Origin of the sequence: Bordetella genomosp. 11 (genome assembly GCF_002261215.1) — a bacterium.
Classification (GTDB): domain Bacteria; phylum Pseudomonadota; class Gammaproteobacteria; order Burkholderiales; family Burkholderiaceae_B; genus Bordetella_C.
This window is the reverse complement of record NZ_NEVS01000004.1, coordinates 453,661-471,283: the sequence shown is the minus strand read 5'-3', so window position 1 is coordinate 471,283 and position 17,623 is coordinate 453,661. Positions and strand designations below refer to the sequence as shown.

Genomic DNA, 17,623 nt, shown 5'->3' with positions numbered 1-17,623 from the left:
GTGTTCAAACACCAGTGCTCACTGGACTAGCGCTCAAGGACCCCACATGAAAATCAAATCTTTCTCGCCCACCCGCCTGACAATGTCGCTGGTTGCCGCCGGAGTCATCGGCGCGACCGCCGCCACCGCCATCCTCGGCACGGCCTCCCACGCGGAGACCGCGCCGCCCGCCGTGACCCAGCAGGCCCAGCCTCTGGCGAGCACGATGTCCGTGCCGAATTTCGCGCAGATCACCCGCGAGTTCGGCCCCGCCGTGGTGAACATCAGTGTGTCGGGCACCAAGAAAGTGGCCCTGCAGCAGGATCCTTTCGCGCAATTCTTCGGCGGCATGCCCGGCTTTCCCGGTATGCCCGGCCAGATGGCCCCCGGAACCCGCGAAGTGCCGATCCGCGGTGAAGGCTCGGGCTTCATCGTCAGCCACGACGGCCTGATCCTGACCAATGCCCACGTGGTCCAGGGCGCCGACGAGGTCACCGTCAAGCTGACCGATCGCCGCGAATACCGCGCCAAGGTCCTGGGCAGCGACCCGGTGACCGACGTGGCCGTCATCAAGATCGATGCGTCGAACCTGCCCGTGGTACGCCTGGGCAATGTGCAGGACCTGAACGTTGGCGACTGGGTGCTGGCCATCGGTTCGCCCTATGGCCTGGAAAACACCGCGACCGCGGGCATCGTCAGCGCCAAGGGCCGTTCGCTGCCCGACGACACCTCCGTGCCCTTCATCCAGACCGACGTGGCTGTCAACCCCGGCAACTCCGGCGGACCGCTGTTCAATGCGCGCGGCGAAGTGGTCGGCATCAACTCGCAGATCTACACCCGCACCGGCGGCTACCAGGGCCTGTCGTTCGCGATCCCCATCGACGTGGCGACCAAGATCAAGGATGAAATCGTCGCCCACGGCAAGGTGCGCCACGCCATGCTGGGCGTGACCGTCCAGGAAGTGAACCAGGAGCTGGCGAACTCCTTCAAGCTGGACAGCCCGACCGGCGCCCTGGTCGCCAGCGTGGAAAAAGGCAGCGCCGCCGACAAGGCCGGCCTGAAGTCCGGCGACGTCATCCGCGCCATCGACGGCCGTCCGATCGTCTCTTCCGGCGATCTGTCGTCGGTCATCACGCTGCAGGACCCCGGCCAGCGCGTCAAGCTGGACATCTGGCGCAACGGCAAGCCCGAACAGGTGATGGCCACCCTGGGCACCTATGGCAAGCAGGATGCCGTCGCCTCCGATGCCTCGCAGGGCGGCCAGCATGCCAAACTGGGGCTGGCGCTGCGGCCGCTGACGCCCGACGAGCAGGAACAGGCCGGCACGCAAGGCCTGCTGGTCGAACAGGCGGACGGTGCCGCCGCCAAGGCCGGTATCCAGGCCGGCGACATCATCCTGTCGGTCAACGGCATACCGACGCGCAGCGTCGGCGAAGTCCGCAATGCCGTGGCCAAGGCGGGCAAGACCGCCGCCCTGCTGGTCCAGCGCGGCGACGGCAAGTTGTTCGTTCCGGTCCAGATCGGCTAAGCGACCGCTTTCCCGGCACCGCCGCGCACCGGGCGGCGTTTCTTGGTACCCTTCGCGGGGACGCCATCGTGGCGTCCCCGCGCAAGAAGACCCCGAAACGCGTTTTGCCAGTGCCAGTCATATCGCCATATACATCCAAGTCTCTTCCCGGCCGTGCCGGAACCGGATACGCCGTGCGTGCGCGGCGTATCGCCTGCGCCGCCGCCTTCGCCGTATTGCTCTCGGCATGCGCCTCCACCCCCGTGGGACCTGGCTACTATCGCGTCAAATCGGGCGATACCCTGACGCAGATCGCGCGCGAACATCGCCAAAGCGTCGCCGACCTGATGCGCTGGAATAGCCTGGAAAGCGCCAACCGCATCGATGTGGGCCAGGTACTGCGCGTGGTGCCGCCGGGTAGCAGTGCCGCGGCGGCATCGTCCTCCAAGGCCGCCACGCCATCCGCCGGCTCGGGCAATGGCAGGACCGGCGGCGAAAAAACCCCGGCCGCGAAGCCCGCCGACACGTCGCCGCTGCGCGGCATCGCCCTGGTGTGGCCCGCGCCCGGCACGGTGGCGCAGCGATTCAACGGGTCCTCCTCCAACGGCCTGCGCATCGTCAATACCGCCGGCACGCCGGTGATCGCCGCGGCGGCCGGCTCGGTCGCCTATGCCAGCAACGGCTTGCGCGGCTACGGCAATCTGGTCATCATCCGGCACGCCTCCGGTTTCCTTACCATCTACGCGCACAACCGGACGCTGCTGGTCAAGCAGGGGCAGCGGGTGGCGCAAGGCCAGAAAATCGCCGAGATGGGCAATAGCGACAGCAAACAGGTTGAGCTTTACTTCGAACTGCGCCAGAACGGCAAGCCTGTCGATCCGGCACGCGCGCTACCGGCGCGCTAACCCCTTTACGCGTTTCTTCATGGCCCTGGTTCTGGCTCGCTTTCTTTACGGTTTCTCCCTGTCCTGGATCGTGGTGGCGGTACTCATTGCCGCCACCTTGCTGTGCATACGCCTCGTCGGCATCGCCGTCGTGGCGTTCGAGGAAGAAGACAAAGGCAACATCGCGGGCGCGGCCTGCGTCGCGGCGGTCGTCGTGGGCGCCCTGGCCTCGATAGTCTGGCTGGGCCATCGGCTTTACGATGCCCTGGGGGCGTCGGCCCTGGTGGGCGGCACGGCGCATTGGCTGGCCGGCGGCAACACGCTGTCGCCGGCGGCGATCTTCGGCGCGCTGGCCGGCTTCGGCTGTCTGGCCGGCCTGCGCGGCTGGATGATCCGCCCGCCCCGCGATCCCGCCGTGGCCAAGCAGGAAGCCGCGGCCAAGGCGGACCGCAAGACGGAACGCGCCGCCGGCCGGAACGGCAAATCCACGGCGCGCAAGGAGCGGACGGCGGCCGCCCCACGGGCCAAGGCCGCCGCGCGGGTGCGCGGGCCGCGCATCCCGCAACTGGGATGGAGCGCTTTGTTCCTGCTGCTATTGGGGGGCGCCTTGTTGGCCTTCGCCTACGGCGTGGATCCCCGGCCCCTGCCATCGGACGCGACCGCGGCCGCTACCCGCGTCTACCAGGAAATGGCGACGCGCGCCCGGCCGGTGTATCTGGTCGCGGTCGCGCTGCTGGGGGTCGGGGGCCTGTTCGCGCTGGTCTGGTTCTTCTGGCGACGCGATCCGGACGAATAAACCGCCCCGCCCGGGTTCCTGAACCGGATTCGGCGCCGCAGGGATCTTTTCGCCTTCCGGGGCCATGATCCGGGAACAACCGCGGCAGCATAACCTTCAAACAATAACGATTCTTATTATAAAATCGGCCGAACTCCACTTTCGAAGGAATCTCCTTCATGGCCGGCTCGCGTAAATTCTGGTTCGTATGGCGGACGCCGTCGATCCTGCTGCTACTGACCGTCTTCGGCCTGCTGGCCGCCCTGTTGGGCAGCGAGGCCTGGCATTGGGCATCCTGGGCGGCCCTCGCCGCCCCCGTCGCCGTGATCCTCTTCCATACCCTGCGCCGGCAACGGCCGCCGCAGGCGTCGTAACGGCCACCACCGCCCGGCTTCACCCGCCAGCCGCTCCGTGCCCTATCCCGCGGTACGGGCACCAAGCCCATCGCCCTCCAGACCTGGCCCCCGATAACGCCCCACGCGGATCGGTTTCTCAGGCGGAATGCACGCCCGCCCCGGGCCACTTCATGCATCGCGCCACCGGGGGTACGCTACATGCTGCGGACGTCCTTGCCGTCGTCCGTCGGACAGCGCCCTTGAAACGTCGAAGGACGTCGCCATTTAGCCGACATACCTCGCAGGCAAAACACCATGAGATCACGCGATTTGACGTCCTGGATGTGGGGTGACGCCCTCTCCATGCTGGAACAGGCCGAGCGCCTGCAGCGGCAATTCTTTCGTGCGTGCGCGGCGGATCCGCAAGTCTGGGAACCTCCCATCGATGTGGTCGAGACGGCCGATGCCGTCATCGTGCATATCGCATTGCCGGGAGTCCCCTCATCCGCGGTCACCGTGCGCTTTCAGGCCGACGGCGTGACGGTGTCCGGGATCCGGCGCTTGCCGGCATCGCGCGCCGCGCATATCCATCGGGTGGAAATTCCGTATGGACGATTCGAACGCCGGATCATCCTGCCCCTTGCCGCGCTCGAGCCCAGCACGCCCGAGATGTCGGATGGTTGCCTCGTATTGACGTTCAGGAAAAGAAAGGAAACGCCATGAAGCTTTGGCCCACGATGCAAGTGCGCACCGACGATGACCGGGCGCGCGCGGGCGGCGCTGCCGCGTCCACCGGCGACCAGGAACCACGCGCAACCAAACCGCTGCCTCAGGATGCGATGATCCTCATCCCCATGCGGGACACGGTCCTGTTCCCCGGCGTGTTGTCGCCGGTCACCGTGCGGCGCCCCGGATCGGTCGCCGCCGCGCAAGAGGCCGTCAAGACGGAGCTGCCGGTGGGATTCCTGCTGCAGCGCGACGCCAGCAAAACCGAAGTCGGGCCATCCGACCTCTATTGGGTCGGCACGCAGGGACCGATCGTCCGCTACATCACCGGGCAGGACGACTCTCACCACATCGTGGTGCAGGGCCAGTCGCGCTTCCGTGTCCTCGAATTCCTGGAGGGCTGGCCCTATATGGTGGCCCGCGTGGCCATGGTCGAACCGGTGGAAACCACGGACCCGCAGATCGAGGCCCGTTTCCTCCAACTGAAGGAACAGGCCGTGACGGCGATCGGCCTGCTGCCGCATGTGCCGGACGAGCTGGCCGGCGTGGTGCAGGGCATTACCTCGCCCGCCACCCTGGCCGACATGGTCGCCAACCTGATCGACGTCAAGGCGGAGGAAAAACAGGACATCCTGGAAACCTTCGACCTCGGACGCCGCCTGGATAAAGTCATCGAGCTGCTGTCCGCGCGCGTGAATGTGCTGAAGCTCAGCCGCGAGATCGGCGAAAAGACGCGCGCCCAATTCGACGAACGGCAGCGCGAGCACGTACTGCGCGAACAGCTGCGCCAGATCCAGAAGGAATTGGGCGAAGGCGACGATACGGCTGCCGAAGTCGAAGAGCTGAAGAACGCCATCGACAACGCCGGCATGCCGGAAGACGTGCTGTCGCACGCCCGCAAGGAACTCAAGCGCCTGCAGCGCATGAGCGAAGGCGGCGGCGAATACGCCATGCTGCGCACCTACCTGGAATGGCTGACCGAACTGCCATGGAAGCAGGAAGCGCAGCCGCCCATCGATATCGCGGAGGCGCGCCGCATCCTGGACGAGGATCACTTCGGGCTGGAGAAAATCAAGCGGCGCATCCTGGAATACCTGGCGGTGCGCAAACTGAATCCGCAGGGCAAGAGTCCCGTGCTGTGCTTCGCGGGGCCTCCGGGCGTGGGCAAAACCTCGCTCGGGCAGTCCATCGCCCGCGCGACGGGACGGGTGTTCCAGCGCGTGGCGCTGGGCGGCGTGCATGACGAGGCGGAGATCCGTGGCCACCGCCGCACCTACCTGGGCGCCCTGCCGGGCAATATCATCCAGGCGATGCGGCGCGCCGGCACGAATAAAGTCGTGATGATGCTGGACGAAATCGACAAGCTGGGCGCCGGCGGCTTCCATGGCGATCCGGGCAGCGCCTTGCTCGAAGTCCTGGATCCGGAGCAGAACCACAAGTTCCGCGACAACTACCTGGGCGTCGATTTCGACCTCTCGCATGTGATGTTCATCTGCACCGCCAACGTGCTGGACACCATTCCCGGGCCGCTGCGCGACCGCATGGAGATCATCCAGCTGCCGGGCTACACCGAGGAAGAAAAGATCCAGATCGCGCGGCGCTACCTGGTGCGCCGCCAGCTCGAGGCCAATGGCCTGCGGCCCGAACAGGCCGAAATCACCGATGCGGCGCTCAAGGCCATCGTGGAGGACTACACACGCGAAGCGGGCGTCCGTAATCTGGAGCGCGAAATCGGCTCCGTGCTGCGGCACGCCGCCATGCAGATCGCCGAAGGACGCCAGGAGTCGGTCCGCATCGATGTCGGCGACCTGGCCGAGCCCCTGGGTCCGCGTCGCTTCGAGAACGAAGTCGCATTACGGACCAGCGTGCCTGGCGTGGCGACCGGCCTGGCGTGGACGCCGGTGGGCGGGGACATCCTGTTCATCGAGGCCAGCAAGGTTCCGGGCGGCGGCAGGCTGATCCTGACGGGGCAGTTGGGCGACGTCATGAAGGAATCGGCGCAGGCGGCGCTGACGCTGGCCAAGACCTGGAGCGGCGACTCGCTCGAGAAGGTGGACATCCACGTGCACGTGCCGGCGGGCGCGACGCCCAAGGATGGCCCCAGCGCCGGGGTGGCGATGTTCGTGGCGCTGGCGTCGCTGCTCAAGGGCACGCCGGTGCGGTCGGACGTGGCCATGACGGGCGAGGTCAGCCTGCGCGGGCTGGTGCTGCCGATCGGTGGCGTCAAGGAAAAGACGCTGGCCGCCCTGCGCGCCGGCATCACCACCGTCATGCTGCCGCGACGCAACGAAAAGGACCTGGAGGACGTCCCCAAGGAAGCGCGCGACAAGCTGAAGTTCGTCCTGCTGGATCGTGTGGAAGACGCGCTGGACGTGGCGCTTGAAAAGGAGGCGGTCCCCTCGGTGTAAGGGGGCATCCGCCCACGCCCCGGCGTTCTTACTTGCCGCGCCACCTGTCGAACGCCTGGGCGTAGCTGTGGCCGATGCCGCTCCACACGCCGCGCGCCACCGTCGCCCGGTCGCGCGCGGTATAGGCCCGTCGGACCGCCTCCGGCATGCTGGCGAACTTATCCGCCGGCGGTCCGACGCGGTGCGAGGGATTCATGATTTTGGTCATATGGCCTGTCAGCCACGTGCCGCCGAAATCGAACGTCAAACCGGAATTCTTCAGATAGACTTCGGCGACATGCACGAGCTGGCCGAGGTGGTCCACGCCGGCCGCATAGACCTGCGGAGCCACCGGCTGGCCGTCATCGCCGCAAAGTTCCAGATACAGGTCCCGGTTGCCGCAAATGCGGCTGCCCAGCACCAACGCGGAAACCGCGGGCACGCATACGGCATATGGCCGGAACCAGCGATAGAAGGCCTCGGTATCGTGCGCTAGCGCATTGCCGCATTCCGCCCCTGGCGTAAAGCGCCCGTAGCGCATATAGCCGCCTGCCTGCAGATGATGACGCGCTTGCCCCGCGAGCTTCTCGAGCATGCACGATTCGTATAGACGGAAGAACAGGAACGCCGCGCACTGCACCATGGTCAACACCGCCTTGGCGACGGGACCGGCGGCCGGCATCGCGCTAAGCGGCAAGGTCAGCAAACCTATGCCGATATTGGCCAGGCCGTTGCCCGCGCGCATGGCGGCGCCTACCCAGACGCCGTCGACGAGCGCCTGCGCGAACCCCTTGCGGATACGGACGCTACGGGCTCGCAGGCTGCTGACCAGCGTCCTGATGCCCATGTCGAACAGTTCCAGGATGCCGTCCTTGATCGCGGTGACCGCGGAGTAGGCCTGGAAGGCGGGTTGCGACACGATGGCCAGAATGGCCGTCACGATCTGGGTGATCAGAACGTCCGGCTTGTCGAAGCTTTCCCGGACAAACTCGCGTAACGCCTGATTCACGGAGCCCGCCACCTCGCAAAGGAAGTCCTTCACCATTTGCCAGATCCGTGTCACCTCGCCGGCCACGATGCTGGGCAGACTCTTCGCGTCTCCGTTGCCGGCGGCGCCTTTGGTCAGGGTCTCCGCCCGACAGGCGGCCCAATTGCTATAACCCTTGGCGGAGGTATCCCTAAGCGAAGCCAGCACCGCCGACATGCCGCCGGCGTGATCCAGGGCCTGGGTGGCGCCGGTGATCAGCAGCTTTGCGGCATCGCCGATGTAGGAGCCGGTGACGGTCAGGTTGGAGAACAGGCAAAGCGTGTTGACGCGGGCTTCGTATCGCTGCGCTTCGAGAAACTGCAGACTCGCGTCCAGCGGACTGCGGAAAGGTGATGCGGATGGGTTAGGCATGGTGATTTGCGGGCCGGCCGGAAAGATGGACCCGCAAATTACTTCAAGCGGGACCGTCGCCCCCAGCAGAAAATTCGTAGCAGCCGCCCGGCGCCACCGCGAGGGATCGGGTTTTCAGGCAATAGCCGGTCCCGAATACCCGCGCCCGATCACGTTTTCAGGCGATAGCCGGTCTTGAATATCCAGCGCACGCCCACCATGCACGCCACCAGGAACACCATCGTCATGCCCAGGCTGACGCCGACGTGGACGTCCGCCACGCCGAAAAAACTCCATCGGAAGCCGCTGACCAGGTAAACGACGGGATTGAACAACGTCACCGCGCGCCAGAAGTCCGGCAGCATATTGATGGAATAGAAGCTGCCGCCCAGGAAGGTCAGCGGCGTCACCACCATCAGCGGGATCACCTGCAATTTCTCGAAACCGTCCGCCCAAATGCCGATGATGAAGCCGAACAGGCTGAAGGTGATCGACGTCAATATCAGGAATCCGATCATCCACAGCGGATGCGCGACGCCGAACGGCACGAATATCCGCGCAGTAACCAGCATGATGACGCCCAGGATAATGGACTTGGAAGCGGCCGCGCCGACGTAGCCGATGACGATTTCGACATAGGAAATCGGCGCCGAGTGGATTTCGTAGATGGTGCCGGTAAAGCGCGGCATGTAAATGCCGAACGACGCGTTGGAGATGCTTTGCGTCAACAGCGCCAGCATGATCATGCCGGGCACGATGAAGGCGCCATAGCTGACGCCGTCGATGTTGACCATGTGCGACCCGATGGCGGATCCGAACACCACGAAGTACAGCGATGTCGAGATCACCGGCGAGGCCACGCTTTGCATCAGCGTGCGCCACATGCGATGCATTTCGAACATGTAGATGGCGCGGATGGCATAGATATTCATAAGCTGGCCCTTCATCCCTGGACGAGGCTGACGAAGATTTCCTCCAGCGAGCTCTCGGAGGTGCGCAGGTCGGTAAATTCGATACCGGCCTCGTCGAGCTTGCGCAGCAGCGCCGCGATATCGGCCGTTCCGGCCTGGTTATCGTAGGTGTAGACCAATTCGTGCCCCTCCGCGGCTACGTCCAGCTGGTACGCGCCAAGCGTGTCCGGCAAGGCGGCCAGCGGCGCTTTCAAAGTCAGCGTCAACTGGCGCTTGCCCAGTTTTTTCATCAGGGCGTTCTTTTCCTCGACAAGGATGATCTCGCCCTGGCGGATCACGCCCACGCGGTCCGCCATCTCCTGGGCTTCCTCGATGTAATGCGTGGTCAGGATGATGGTGACCCCTTGCTCGCGCAAACGCCGCACCATTTCCCACATCCCGCGGCGCAGCTCGACGTCGACGCCCGCGGTGGGTTCGTCGAGGAACAGGATGCGCGGTTCGTGCGACAACGCCTTGGCGATCATGACCCGGCGCTTCATGCCGCCGGATAACGCCATGATGCGCGTGTCCTTCTTTTCCCACAGCGACAGGTCGCGCAGGACGCGCTCGATATGCGCCGGGTCCGCGGGCTTGCCGAACAGGCCGCGACTGAAGCTGACCGTGCTCCATACGCTTTCGAAGGCGTCGGTGTTCAACTCTTGCGGTACCAGGCCGATACTGGCTCGCGCCGCGCGAAAATCCCGGATGATGTCGTGCCCGTCCGCCAGGACGGTGCCCTGGGTAGGATTGACGATGCCGCAGATGATGCTGATCAGCGTTGTCTTGCCCGCGCCGTTCGGCCCCAGCAGTGCGAAGATTTCGCCACGTTGGATATCGAGATCGACGTTCTTCAATGCCTGGAATCCAGACTTGTATGTCTTGGACAGGCCCCTGACGGAAATGATCGGATCCACGCCGTTCCTCGTCGAATTCAATTGCAGGGATTCTACCCGTGCGCGGTGACGGGAAGGCGCGACCGTGCCCGATGCGTGCCCCGCAAGACCGCGATACCCGATGCGCCGGACCCGCGGAGAAGTTCTTGAACAGTCCGCCGCGATATCGCCAAAACCGCCGGGAACAGGCGAAAGTCACCGCAAAACCCCGGAATTTCCGCAGGTTTCCTGCCAAATCCCGCGCGCAACGGTTCCGCGAACGGGGGCCTCGGGAAGCCCCGTCGCGCTTCTCGCGTCGTCTTTTTCGACATATCACTTCGAGGAAACAAAACAATGATCACACAGGGCGCGATGGCCCGCCGGTCCGCTACACCGCCAGGCCGGACCCCGCGTCATCCGCGGCCGCCGGCCGGCAATCGATAGGCGCGTCCGGCGCCCCGGCATGGGTGGCGCCCGGTACGGCGGCATTCGTGTCGCCGGCTTAAAATGGCCTGTTCACGCATCGCCGCACTGCCCATCCATGACTCTCGAGCACGCCCCCCTGGGGCACGACATCCCCTATCCCAGCCAGTACGATGCGGGCCTGCTATTCCCGATCGACCGCGCCACCAACCGCGCGACAATAGGTGTCGGGACGACCTTGCCATTTCATGGCGCCGACGTATGGAACGCCTACGAACTATCCTGGCTGAATCCGCGCGGCAAGCCGCAGATCGCCATCGGCCGTTTCACGGTGCCCGCCGATACGCCTCGCATCATCGAATCGAAGTCGTTCAAGCTATACCTGAACTCTCTTAACCAGACGCGCATGGCGGATCCGGCCGCCTATGCCGCGTGCGTCGAACGCGACCTCAGCGCCGCGGCCGGCGGTCCCGTGCGGGTGGAACTGATACCGCCTGCCGGCTTCCGCGACGAACGCCTTGCCGACCTGACGGGCGAGTCGCTGGACGACATTGATATCGACGTCGGGGCCTACACGCCGGCACCGGGGCTGTTGCGCTGCGCGACGGACGCCGACGCGGTCGAGGAAACCCTGACCTCCGACCTGTTGAAATCCAACTGCCCGGTCACGGGCCAGCCGGATTGGGGAAGTGTGCAGATACGCTATCGCGGCCCCAGGCTGGACCGCGCCGCGCTGCTGGCGTACATCGTTTCGTTCCGGGAACATGCCGAATTCCACGAGCACTGCGTGGAACGGATCTATACGGACCTGATGGCGACCTGCCGCCCATCGAGCCTGCTGGTGTATGCACGCTACACACGGCGCGGCGGCCTGGATATCAACCCGTGGCGCGCGACGCCCGATTGGCCGGCGCCCGCCGTCCAGGCACGCACCGCCCGCCAATAGCCGGAAGCCGCCGGCACGAAAACGCGGCCGGCATCGGCGGGCGCATCCCAGGCACGGCACACGCAAGCCATGGCGCCCTAGCACTTGCGTACGCGGACGCCACGCACCGCCGTGGCATGCGCAAGGCGCGGCCCGGCTTATTCAGGCTGGATGTTGTTCGACTTGATGATGCGCGCCCATACGGCGCTATCGCGATTGGCCAGCGATGCGAGTTCCGCGGGACTGGTGGCCTGCGGCTCCACGCCGAGTTCGCGCAGCTTGCCCGACACGGTGGGATCCGCCAGCGTGCGGCGTATGGCCTGGTTGACCTGTTCGACGGTCGCGGGCGGCGTCTTGGCGGATACGTAGATGCCGCTCCAGTTGTTCAACAGGTCCATGCCCGGGATGCCCTGTTCCTCGAAGGTCGGGATATCCGGAAACAGCGCGCTGCGTTTCGGCGCGGCGATGGCCAGCCCCTTCAACCCGCCCGATTTGACCAGCGCCTGGATGCCGGGGACATCGCCGACGAAAGCGTCCACATGGCCACCCATCAGGTCCGAAATCGCGGGCGCGGCGCCCTTCTCAGGCACGTGCAGGAAGGCAACCTTGGTTTTTTCCGTCAACAGGGCGATGGCCATGTGCGGCATGCTGCCGATGCCCGACGACGCGAAATTGACCTGGCCGCCCTTGCGCGCGTTGGCGACGAACTCCTTCGCGTCCCGCGCCGGGTTCTTGGGGTTGACCACCAGCATTTCAGGGGTATTCACGACCAGCGATACCGGCGCGAAATCCTGCACCTTGTAGGCGAGCTTGGGATATAGCGAGGGATTGATGGTGATCGCGCCCGCCGTGGTGATCCACAGCGTCTTGCCGTCGGCCGGCTCGTGCAGCACATATTGCGCGGCAACGGCGCCGTTGCCGCCGGGACGATTCTCGACCACCACGTTTTGCTTCAGTTCCTTGCCCAGTTGCTCGCTGATCACGCGCGCCATCAGGTCGGAAGGCCCGCCGGCGGGGAAGGCCACCACCAGGCGCACATAGCTGCCCTGCGCGAGCGCCGTGCCCGCCGGCGCGAAGGCCATGAATAGAATGGACAAAACGGCCGGCGCGCAAAGCCTGGCCCACTTGATCGATGCCATGATGTCTCCTGACGGCGTGTTTGATTTCTTGTCCGCCAAGTGTTGGGGCTTGGCATGGTTTCGCGCAAGATGGCCGGCGCCGGATGTCCAGCTGGCGGACAGTGCGTATCGCCGTCCCGCCACAGGCCCGCGGCGATACCGCCCGCGTTCATGTCCCCGACAGGTAAGGCGTGGCGCCCGTCAGCGTACCGCGCACCTCTCCACCACGCTCATGTCCGGATCGCGCCCCAGGCCGGGGCCCGACGGCACGGCCACGCGCGCGCGCGACGCCAGCACCGCATCGCCCAGCGGGTTGTCGTCTATCGTGCAGTAGCAATATTCCAGTTCGATCTCTTCTTCCAGCGCCGCCAGCACGTGTATGGTCGCCAGCAGGCCCGGCCCCACATAGGGGGAATGCGGCGCCAGGGCAACGCCATGCTCGCGTGCCAGCCGGGCGATGCGCATCAGCTCGGAAATGCCGCCCACCTTGGTGGCGCTGGGCTGGGCATAGTCGACGGCGCCCGCTTCGAACATGGCCTTGAATTCCAGGTAGCCGGCGGCGTTTTCGCCGGCCGCGGTCGGCACCGGGGCCTCGCGGCGCACGCGCGCCAGGCTGGCATGGTCCTCCGGCGGGAACACCGGCTCTTCCAGCCAGTGCAAATCCAGGTCGCGCATCTGGCGAGCCATGGAAATCGCCTCGTCCGCCGTCCAGGGGCAATTGGTGTCGACCGTGAGCCTGACGCCGGGGCCTATCGCCTCCCGGGCGCGCCGGACCTGCTCCACGCCGATCTCATGCAGCTTGATCGTGGCGTAGCCTTCCGCCGCCGCGCGCGCGGCATTGCGCGCCACGACATCGGGATCGGTATAGCGCATCAGGCTGGCATAGGCAGGCACGCTGTCGCGCCGCCGTCCGCCCAGCAAGTCCGCCACCGGCTTGCCGGCCGCCTTGCCCGCCAGGTCCCAAAGGGCGATATCCAGCCCCGACAGCGCATACATGACCGGACCGGAACGGCCCAGCAAATGGAATTTGCGCGTCAGATCGTTCATGATGCCGGGGATATCGCTCTCGTCCCGGCCCACGGCCATGGGCGACACCAGCGCTTCGATGGCGGCCTTGGTGGCCGGCCACACGGCAAAACCGAAGGCCTCGCCCCACCCCACCAGCCCTTGATCCGTCTCGACACGGATAAGCAGCATCTCCATTTCCCGCGGTTTGCCCGCCAGCATCGGCTTGGGGCCGCCGATTTCAAACGGCATGGACAGCGGAATCGCGGAAACGGAACGGATGGTCATAGGCTTTTTTCGCGGATGGCGGGCCACGCCCGCTGCAGGTAGTACAGCATCGACCATACCGTGAGGATAGCGGCGACGAAGATCAGGATATTGCCCAATACCCGCGTGCTGATGCCATGGACGGGCTGGTAGTACAGCAGGCAGGGAATGGCCACCATTTGCGCCGCGGTCTTGAATTTGCCGAGGCGGTGCACCGCGACGCTGGCGCTGGCGCCGATTTTCGCCATCCACTCGCGCAGCGCGGAAATCGTGATTTCGCGGCCGATGATGATCAGCGATATGAAGGCGTCGACCCGCCCCAGGTCCAGCAGCACGATCAGCGCGGCGCTGACCATCAGCTTGTCCGCCACCGGGTCCAGGAAGGCGCCGAAGGCCGATGTCTGGTTCCATTTGCGGGCCAGCCAGCCGTCGAACCAGTCCGTCAGCGCGGCGATGACGAAGGCCGAGGCGGCCAACATATCCCGGTTGGGCTCTGCCAGCCAGCTGGATGGCAGATAGAAAAGCCCGACGACCAGCGGGATCATGGCGATACGCAGCCACGTCAGAATGATGGGAACGTTGATAGGCATGATGACGCGTATGCTACATCAGCCGGCGACTCCGGGCTGTCATGATTGGGGCCGGTGCCGGTTTCGGCACCGGAATGGCCCGTCAGTGCAAGGCGTCGTAGATGCGTTCCGCCAGTTCCTGCGAGATGCCGTCCACCGACGCCAGATCCTCGATACTGGCCCGCGATACCCCCGAAAACCCGCCGAACCTCGCCAGCAGGCGTTGGCGGCGCCGGGCGCCGACGCCTTCGATTTCCTCCAGGCGCGAGACGTTGCGGGCCTTGGCCCGCCGGGCACGCATGCCGGTGATCGCGAAGCGGTGCGCCTCGTCGCGGATCTGGGCGATCAGCATCAAGGCGGCCGACTCCGGCCCCAGAGCGACGGGCGTGCGCTCATCGGCAAACACCAGGGTTTCCAGGCCGACCTTGCGGCCCTCGCCCTTGGCCACGCCCACCAGGACATGCACATCCAGACCCAGCTCGACGAATACCTGCCGGGCGATCTCCACCTGGCCCTTGCCGCCGTCGATCAGCACCAGCCCGGGCAGCGGCGCCTCGCCATCGGCCACCTTGGCGAAGCGGCGCGTCAGCACCTGCCGCATGGCCGCGTAGTCGTCGCCCGGCGTGATGCCGGCGATGTTGTAGCGCCGGTACAGCGAGGGCTGCATTTCGTGGTGCTCGAACACCACGCAGGACGCCTGCGTGGCTTCGCCCGCCGTATGGCTGATGTCGAAGCATTCGATGCGCAGGCTGTCCAGGGCGGCTTCGTCGGTCTCCAGCTCCAGCGCTTCCGCCAGGGCCAGGGTACGGGCGGCGCGCGCGCCGGATTCGGTCAGCGCCCGCGCCAGCGCCATTTCGGCGTTGCGCACGGCCTGCTCCAGCCAGGAACGCCGTACCCCCTGCGGCCGCGTCAGTACCCGGCTGCGCTTGCCCGCCTGCTCCGCCAGCAAGGCGATCAGCTCGTCGTCCGGCAAGGCATGCGAACAGACCAGGATGGGCGGTATGGGGTTTTCGGTGTAGTGCTGGCCGACGAAGGCTTCCAGCACGTCCGGCGCGGACTCGCCTTCCGCGTGCGTGGGGAAAAAGGGCTTGTCGCCCAGGTGGCGGCCTCCGCGCACCATGGCCAGATTGACGCAGACACGGCCGCCGGCCACCGCCACCGCGACGATATCGCAGTCCTCGCTGCCGATGTCCTCCATGGTTTGCTGGTGCAGCACGCGCGCCAGCGAACCCATCTGGTCGCGCAACGCGGCCGCGGCCTCGAATTCCAGGGCCTCGGAGGCGCGCAGCATCCGCGCCTCGATATCCTGCATGACTTCCTTGGCCTGGCCGTTCAGGAAGCGACCGGCGCGCGCAACGTCGTTGGCGTAGTCGTCGGCCTGCACCGCCCCCACGCAAGGGGCGGAACAGCGGCCGATCTGGTGCAGCAGGCAGGGACGCGAGCGGTTGGCGAAGACGGTATCCTCGCAGGTCCGCAGGCGGAAGACCTTTTGCAGGATCTGGATGGTTTCGCGCACCGCCCACGCATTGGGAAACGGGCCGAAGAACTGGCCCGGCTTGTTGGTCGACCCCCTGTAGTACGCGATGCGCGGCCATTCGTGCGCCGTGATCAGCAGGTAGGGATACGACTTGTCATCCCGGAACAGGATGTTGTAGCGCGGCCGCAGGCTCTTGATCAGGTTGTTTTCCAGGATCAGGGCCTCGGCCTCGGAACGCGTGACCGTCACCTCGACCTGCGCGACCTTGGTCACCATCTGCGCGATACGCGGGCTGGTCAGCGTCTTCTGGAAATACGAAGACACGCGCTTTTTCAGGTCGCGCGCCTTGCCGACGTACATGACCTCGCCATTCGCATCGATATGCCGGTAGACCCCCGGCAGATGCGGCAGGTCAGCCAGAAACGATTTGAGATTGAAGGCTTCGGGCATGCTGGTAACGGCGATCGGCCTGCAGGTCATTCCAGTCCGCGGCCGGATAACGCGGCATCAGGCGGCGGATACGTTCGATGGATGCGGGTTCGGATACGTGCGTCAGGCGGCCGAGCAATTCGTCGGCAAGGTCAGGCCGGTTGCAGACCAGGACCATATCGCATCCCGCGTTCAGGGCGGCCTGGGCGCGCGCGAGGATATCGCCGGCCACCGACGCGCCTTCCATGGTGAGATCGTCGGAGAACACGACGCCATCGTATCCCATGCGGCGGCGCAGGATGTCCTGGATCCAGCGGCGCGAGAAGCCCGCGGGCTTGTCGTCCACCTTGGGATAGATCACGTGGGCGGGCATGACCGAGGGCAGGACGATATCGCCCAGCCAGCCATACGGCGCGGAATCCTCGCTGAGGATGCGCTCCAGGTTGCGCGGATCCACGGGGATTTCGTGGTGGGAGTCGGCACTGACGAAGCCATGCCCGGGGAAATGCTTGCCGCACGCCGCCATCCCGGCCAGCGCCAGGCCCTGGACGAGCGCGCGCGCCAGCATGGCGACGACGCGGGGATCGCGATGAAAGGCGCGGTCCCCGATGACCTTGCTGACGCCGTAGTCCAGGTCCAGCACCGGCGTGAAGCTCAAATCGACGCCGCAGGCACGCAGCTCGGCCGCCAGGACATAGCCGGATTCCGTCGCCAGGCGCATCGCCTGCAGGGGCTCCCGGTCCCATATCCGGCCCAGCTCCCGCATCGGCGGCAGGGGCGTGAAGCCGTCCGTGCGGAAGCGCTGCACGCGGCCGCCTTCGTGGTCCACCGCGATCAACAAGGGTTCTTCCCGCACTTTGTGGATGCGGGCGGTCAGTTCGCATAGCGTCTGCCTGTCCTGGAAATTGCGGGCAAACAGGATCACGCCGCCCACCAGCGGATGGCGCAGGCGCTTTTTTTCCTCTTTGGTAAGCACCGGGCCGGCCACGTCGACCATGACGGGGCCTGGTGGCAGCGCTTTGTTCTTTTTGCTTGGCATGGGGAAATCTCTTTCAATGTCGGGCGCGCACGCGCCGCGTTTTTACGAAGGGCCGCCCTGCGTGGCATCCCGGACGCGCGCGTTCGGCGATCGTCCTACACGAGGTTCGACGATCCATTCACGGCATCCGGCGTTCGACGATCACATAGGCGGCGGCCATATCGGTTTCGTCGGTCAGGGAGACGTGGGCGGCGCCGTAGCGCGGCTCGTACCAGGCCAGCAGCTCCGGCGACAGGACCAGGACCGGCCGGCCGCCCGGCGCGTTCAAGGTCTGCACGCGCCGCCATGTCATGGGCATGCGCATGCCCAGGCCGATGGCCTTGGAGAAGGCTTCCTTGACGGCGAAACGCGTGGCCAGGAAGCGCACGCCGCGGCGTTCGTCGCGCGCACGCCGCGCATGGAATTTGGCCAGTTCCTGTTCGCCCAATACTTTTTCGGCGAAACGATCGCCGTGGCGCAACAGGGCGCGTTCGATGCGGTCGATGCGGATAAGGTCCAGGCCGATGCCGGCGATGGCCGATGCCGCGGCGGATGGGGAGGCGACGGGCTGCGCTGTGTGCATGGAAGAGGGATCCTGC

Annotated in this window: 16 protein-coding genes; 7 read left to right on the top strand and 9 right to left on the bottom strand. The window is 65.9% G+C overall.

The window, feature by feature from the left end; all coding sequences use genetic code 11:
• Positions 1-46: 46 nt before the first annotated feature.
• The 6 genes from CAL28_RS09775 (at position 47) to lon (ending at position 6,614) form a co-directional block, all read left to right on the top strand.
• Positions 47-1,507 (top strand): DegQ family serine endoprotease, encoded by a 1,461-nt coding sequence (locus CAL28_RS09775; protein ID WP_094841209.1) that lies wholly within the window; start codon positions 47-49, stop codon positions 1,505-1,507.
• A 173-nt stretch (positions 1,508-1,680) separates the two neighbouring features.
• The gene (locus CAL28_RS09770) at positions 1,681-2,391 is read left to right on the top strand and encodes a M23 family metallopeptidase (RefSeq protein ID WP_254926068.1); all 711 of its coding nucleotides are present in this window, start codon (positions 1,681-1,683) and stop codon (positions 2,389-2,391) included.
• A 19-nt stretch (positions 2,392-2,410) separates the two neighbouring features.
• On the top strand, positions 2,411-3,166 hold the full coding sequence (locus CAL28_RS09765) for a hypothetical protein (protein WP_094841208.1): 756 nt from the start codon (positions 2,411-2,413) through the stop codon (positions 3,164-3,166).
• Between the two features lie 158 nt (positions 3,167-3,324).
• The gene (locus CAL28_RS09760) at positions 3,325-3,519 is read left to right on the top strand and encodes a hypothetical protein (protein ID WP_094841207.1); all 195 of its coding nucleotides are present in this window, start codon (positions 3,325-3,327) and stop codon (positions 3,517-3,519) included.
• A gap of 276 nt (positions 3,520-3,795) precedes the next feature.
• Positions 3,796-4,203, top strand: coding sequence for an Hsp20/alpha crystallin family protein (locus CAL28_RS09755; RefSeq protein WP_094841206.1), 408 nt, complete (start codon positions 3,796-3,798; stop codon positions 4,201-4,203).
• 116 nt (positions 4,204-4,319) lie between these two features.
• Positions 4,320-6,614, top strand: a complete 2,295-nt coding sequence (gene lon, locus CAL28_RS09750) for an endopeptidase La (RefSeq protein WP_254926271.1) — start codon at positions 4,320-4,322, stop codon at positions 6,612-6,614.
• Positions 6,615-6,642: 28 nt separating this feature from the next.
• Here lon and CAL28_RS09745 read toward each other — a convergent pair whose 3' ends face one another.
• The 3 genes from CAL28_RS09745 to CAL28_RS09735 form a co-directional block, all read right to left on the bottom strand.
• Complete coding sequence (locus CAL28_RS09745; protein ID WP_094841204.1) at positions 6,643-7,992, bottom strand: hypothetical protein; 1,350 nt, start codon at positions 7,990-7,992, stop codon at positions 6,643-6,645.
• Between the two features lie 149 nt (positions 7,993-8,141).
• A complete protein-coding gene (locus tag CAL28_RS09740) occupies positions 8,142-8,903 on the bottom strand; it encodes an ABC transporter permease (protein WP_094844527.1) in 762 nt (253 codons plus the stop codon).
• Positions 8,904-8,914: 11 nt separating this feature from the next.
• Positions 8,915-9,835: an ABC transporter ATP-binding protein gene (locus CAL28_RS09735; RefSeq protein ID WP_094841203.1), complete on the bottom strand. Its 921-nt coding sequence runs from the start codon at positions 9,833-9,835 to the stop codon at positions 8,915-8,917.
• 499 nt (positions 9,836-10,334) lie between these two features.
• Between CAL28_RS09735 and queF the strand changes: the two genes are divergently transcribed.
• Complete coding sequence (gene queF, locus CAL28_RS09730) at positions 10,335-11,162, top strand: NADPH-dependent 7-cyano-7-deazaguanine reductase QueF (RefSeq protein ID WP_094841202.1); 828 nt, start codon at positions 10,335-10,337, stop codon at positions 11,160-11,162.
• A 137-nt stretch (positions 11,163-11,299) separates the two neighbouring features.
• Here queF and CAL28_RS09725 read toward each other — a convergent pair whose 3' ends face one another.
• The 6 genes from CAL28_RS09725 to acpS all read right to left on the bottom strand — a co-directional run bounded on the left by CAL28_RS09725 (position 11,300) and on the right by acpS (position 17,607).
• Positions 11,300-12,280 carry a Bug family tripartite tricarboxylate transporter substrate binding protein gene (locus CAL28_RS09725; RefSeq protein ID WP_176463942.1) on the bottom strand — a complete coding sequence of 327 codons (981 nt, stop codon included), beginning with the start codon at positions 12,278-12,280 and terminating at the stop codon, positions 11,300-11,302.
• A 180-nt stretch (positions 12,281-12,460) separates the two neighbouring features.
• Entirely contained in the window at positions 12,461-13,552 is a 1,092-nt protein-coding gene (locus CAL28_RS09720) for a mandelate racemase/muconate lactonizing enzyme family protein (protein ID WP_094841201.1), read from the bottom strand.
• The gene (pgsA, locus tag CAL28_RS09715; RefSeq protein ID WP_094841200.1) at positions 13,549-14,121 is read right to left on the bottom strand and encodes a CDP-diacylglycerol--glycerol-3-phosphate 3-phosphatidyltransferase; all 573 of its coding nucleotides are present in this window, start codon (positions 14,119-14,121) and stop codon (positions 13,549-13,551) included. The genes CAL28_RS09720 and pgsA overlap by 4 nt, the downstream gene beginning before the upstream one ends.
• Positions 14,122-14,203: 82 nt before the next feature.
• Positions 14,204-16,027: an excinuclease ABC subunit UvrC gene (gene uvrC / locus CAL28_RS09710; RefSeq protein WP_094841199.1), complete on the bottom strand. Its 1,824-nt coding sequence runs from the start codon at positions 16,025-16,027 to the stop codon at positions 14,204-14,206.
• Complete coding sequence (gene nagZ, locus CAL28_RS09705; protein ID WP_094841198.1) at positions 15,990-17,045, bottom strand: beta-N-acetylhexosaminidase; 1,056 nt, start codon at positions 17,043-17,045, stop codon at positions 15,990-15,992. Before nagZ ends, uvrC begins: the two co-directional genes overlap by 38 nt.
• Positions 17,046-17,163: 118 nt before the next feature.
• Positions 17,164-17,607 carry a holo-ACP synthase gene (acpS, locus tag CAL28_RS09700; RefSeq protein ID WP_094841197.1) on the bottom strand — a complete coding sequence of 148 codons (444 nt, stop codon included), beginning with the start codon at positions 17,605-17,607 and terminating at the stop codon, positions 17,164-17,166.
• Between the last annotated feature and the right edge of the window lie 16 nt (positions 17,608-17,623).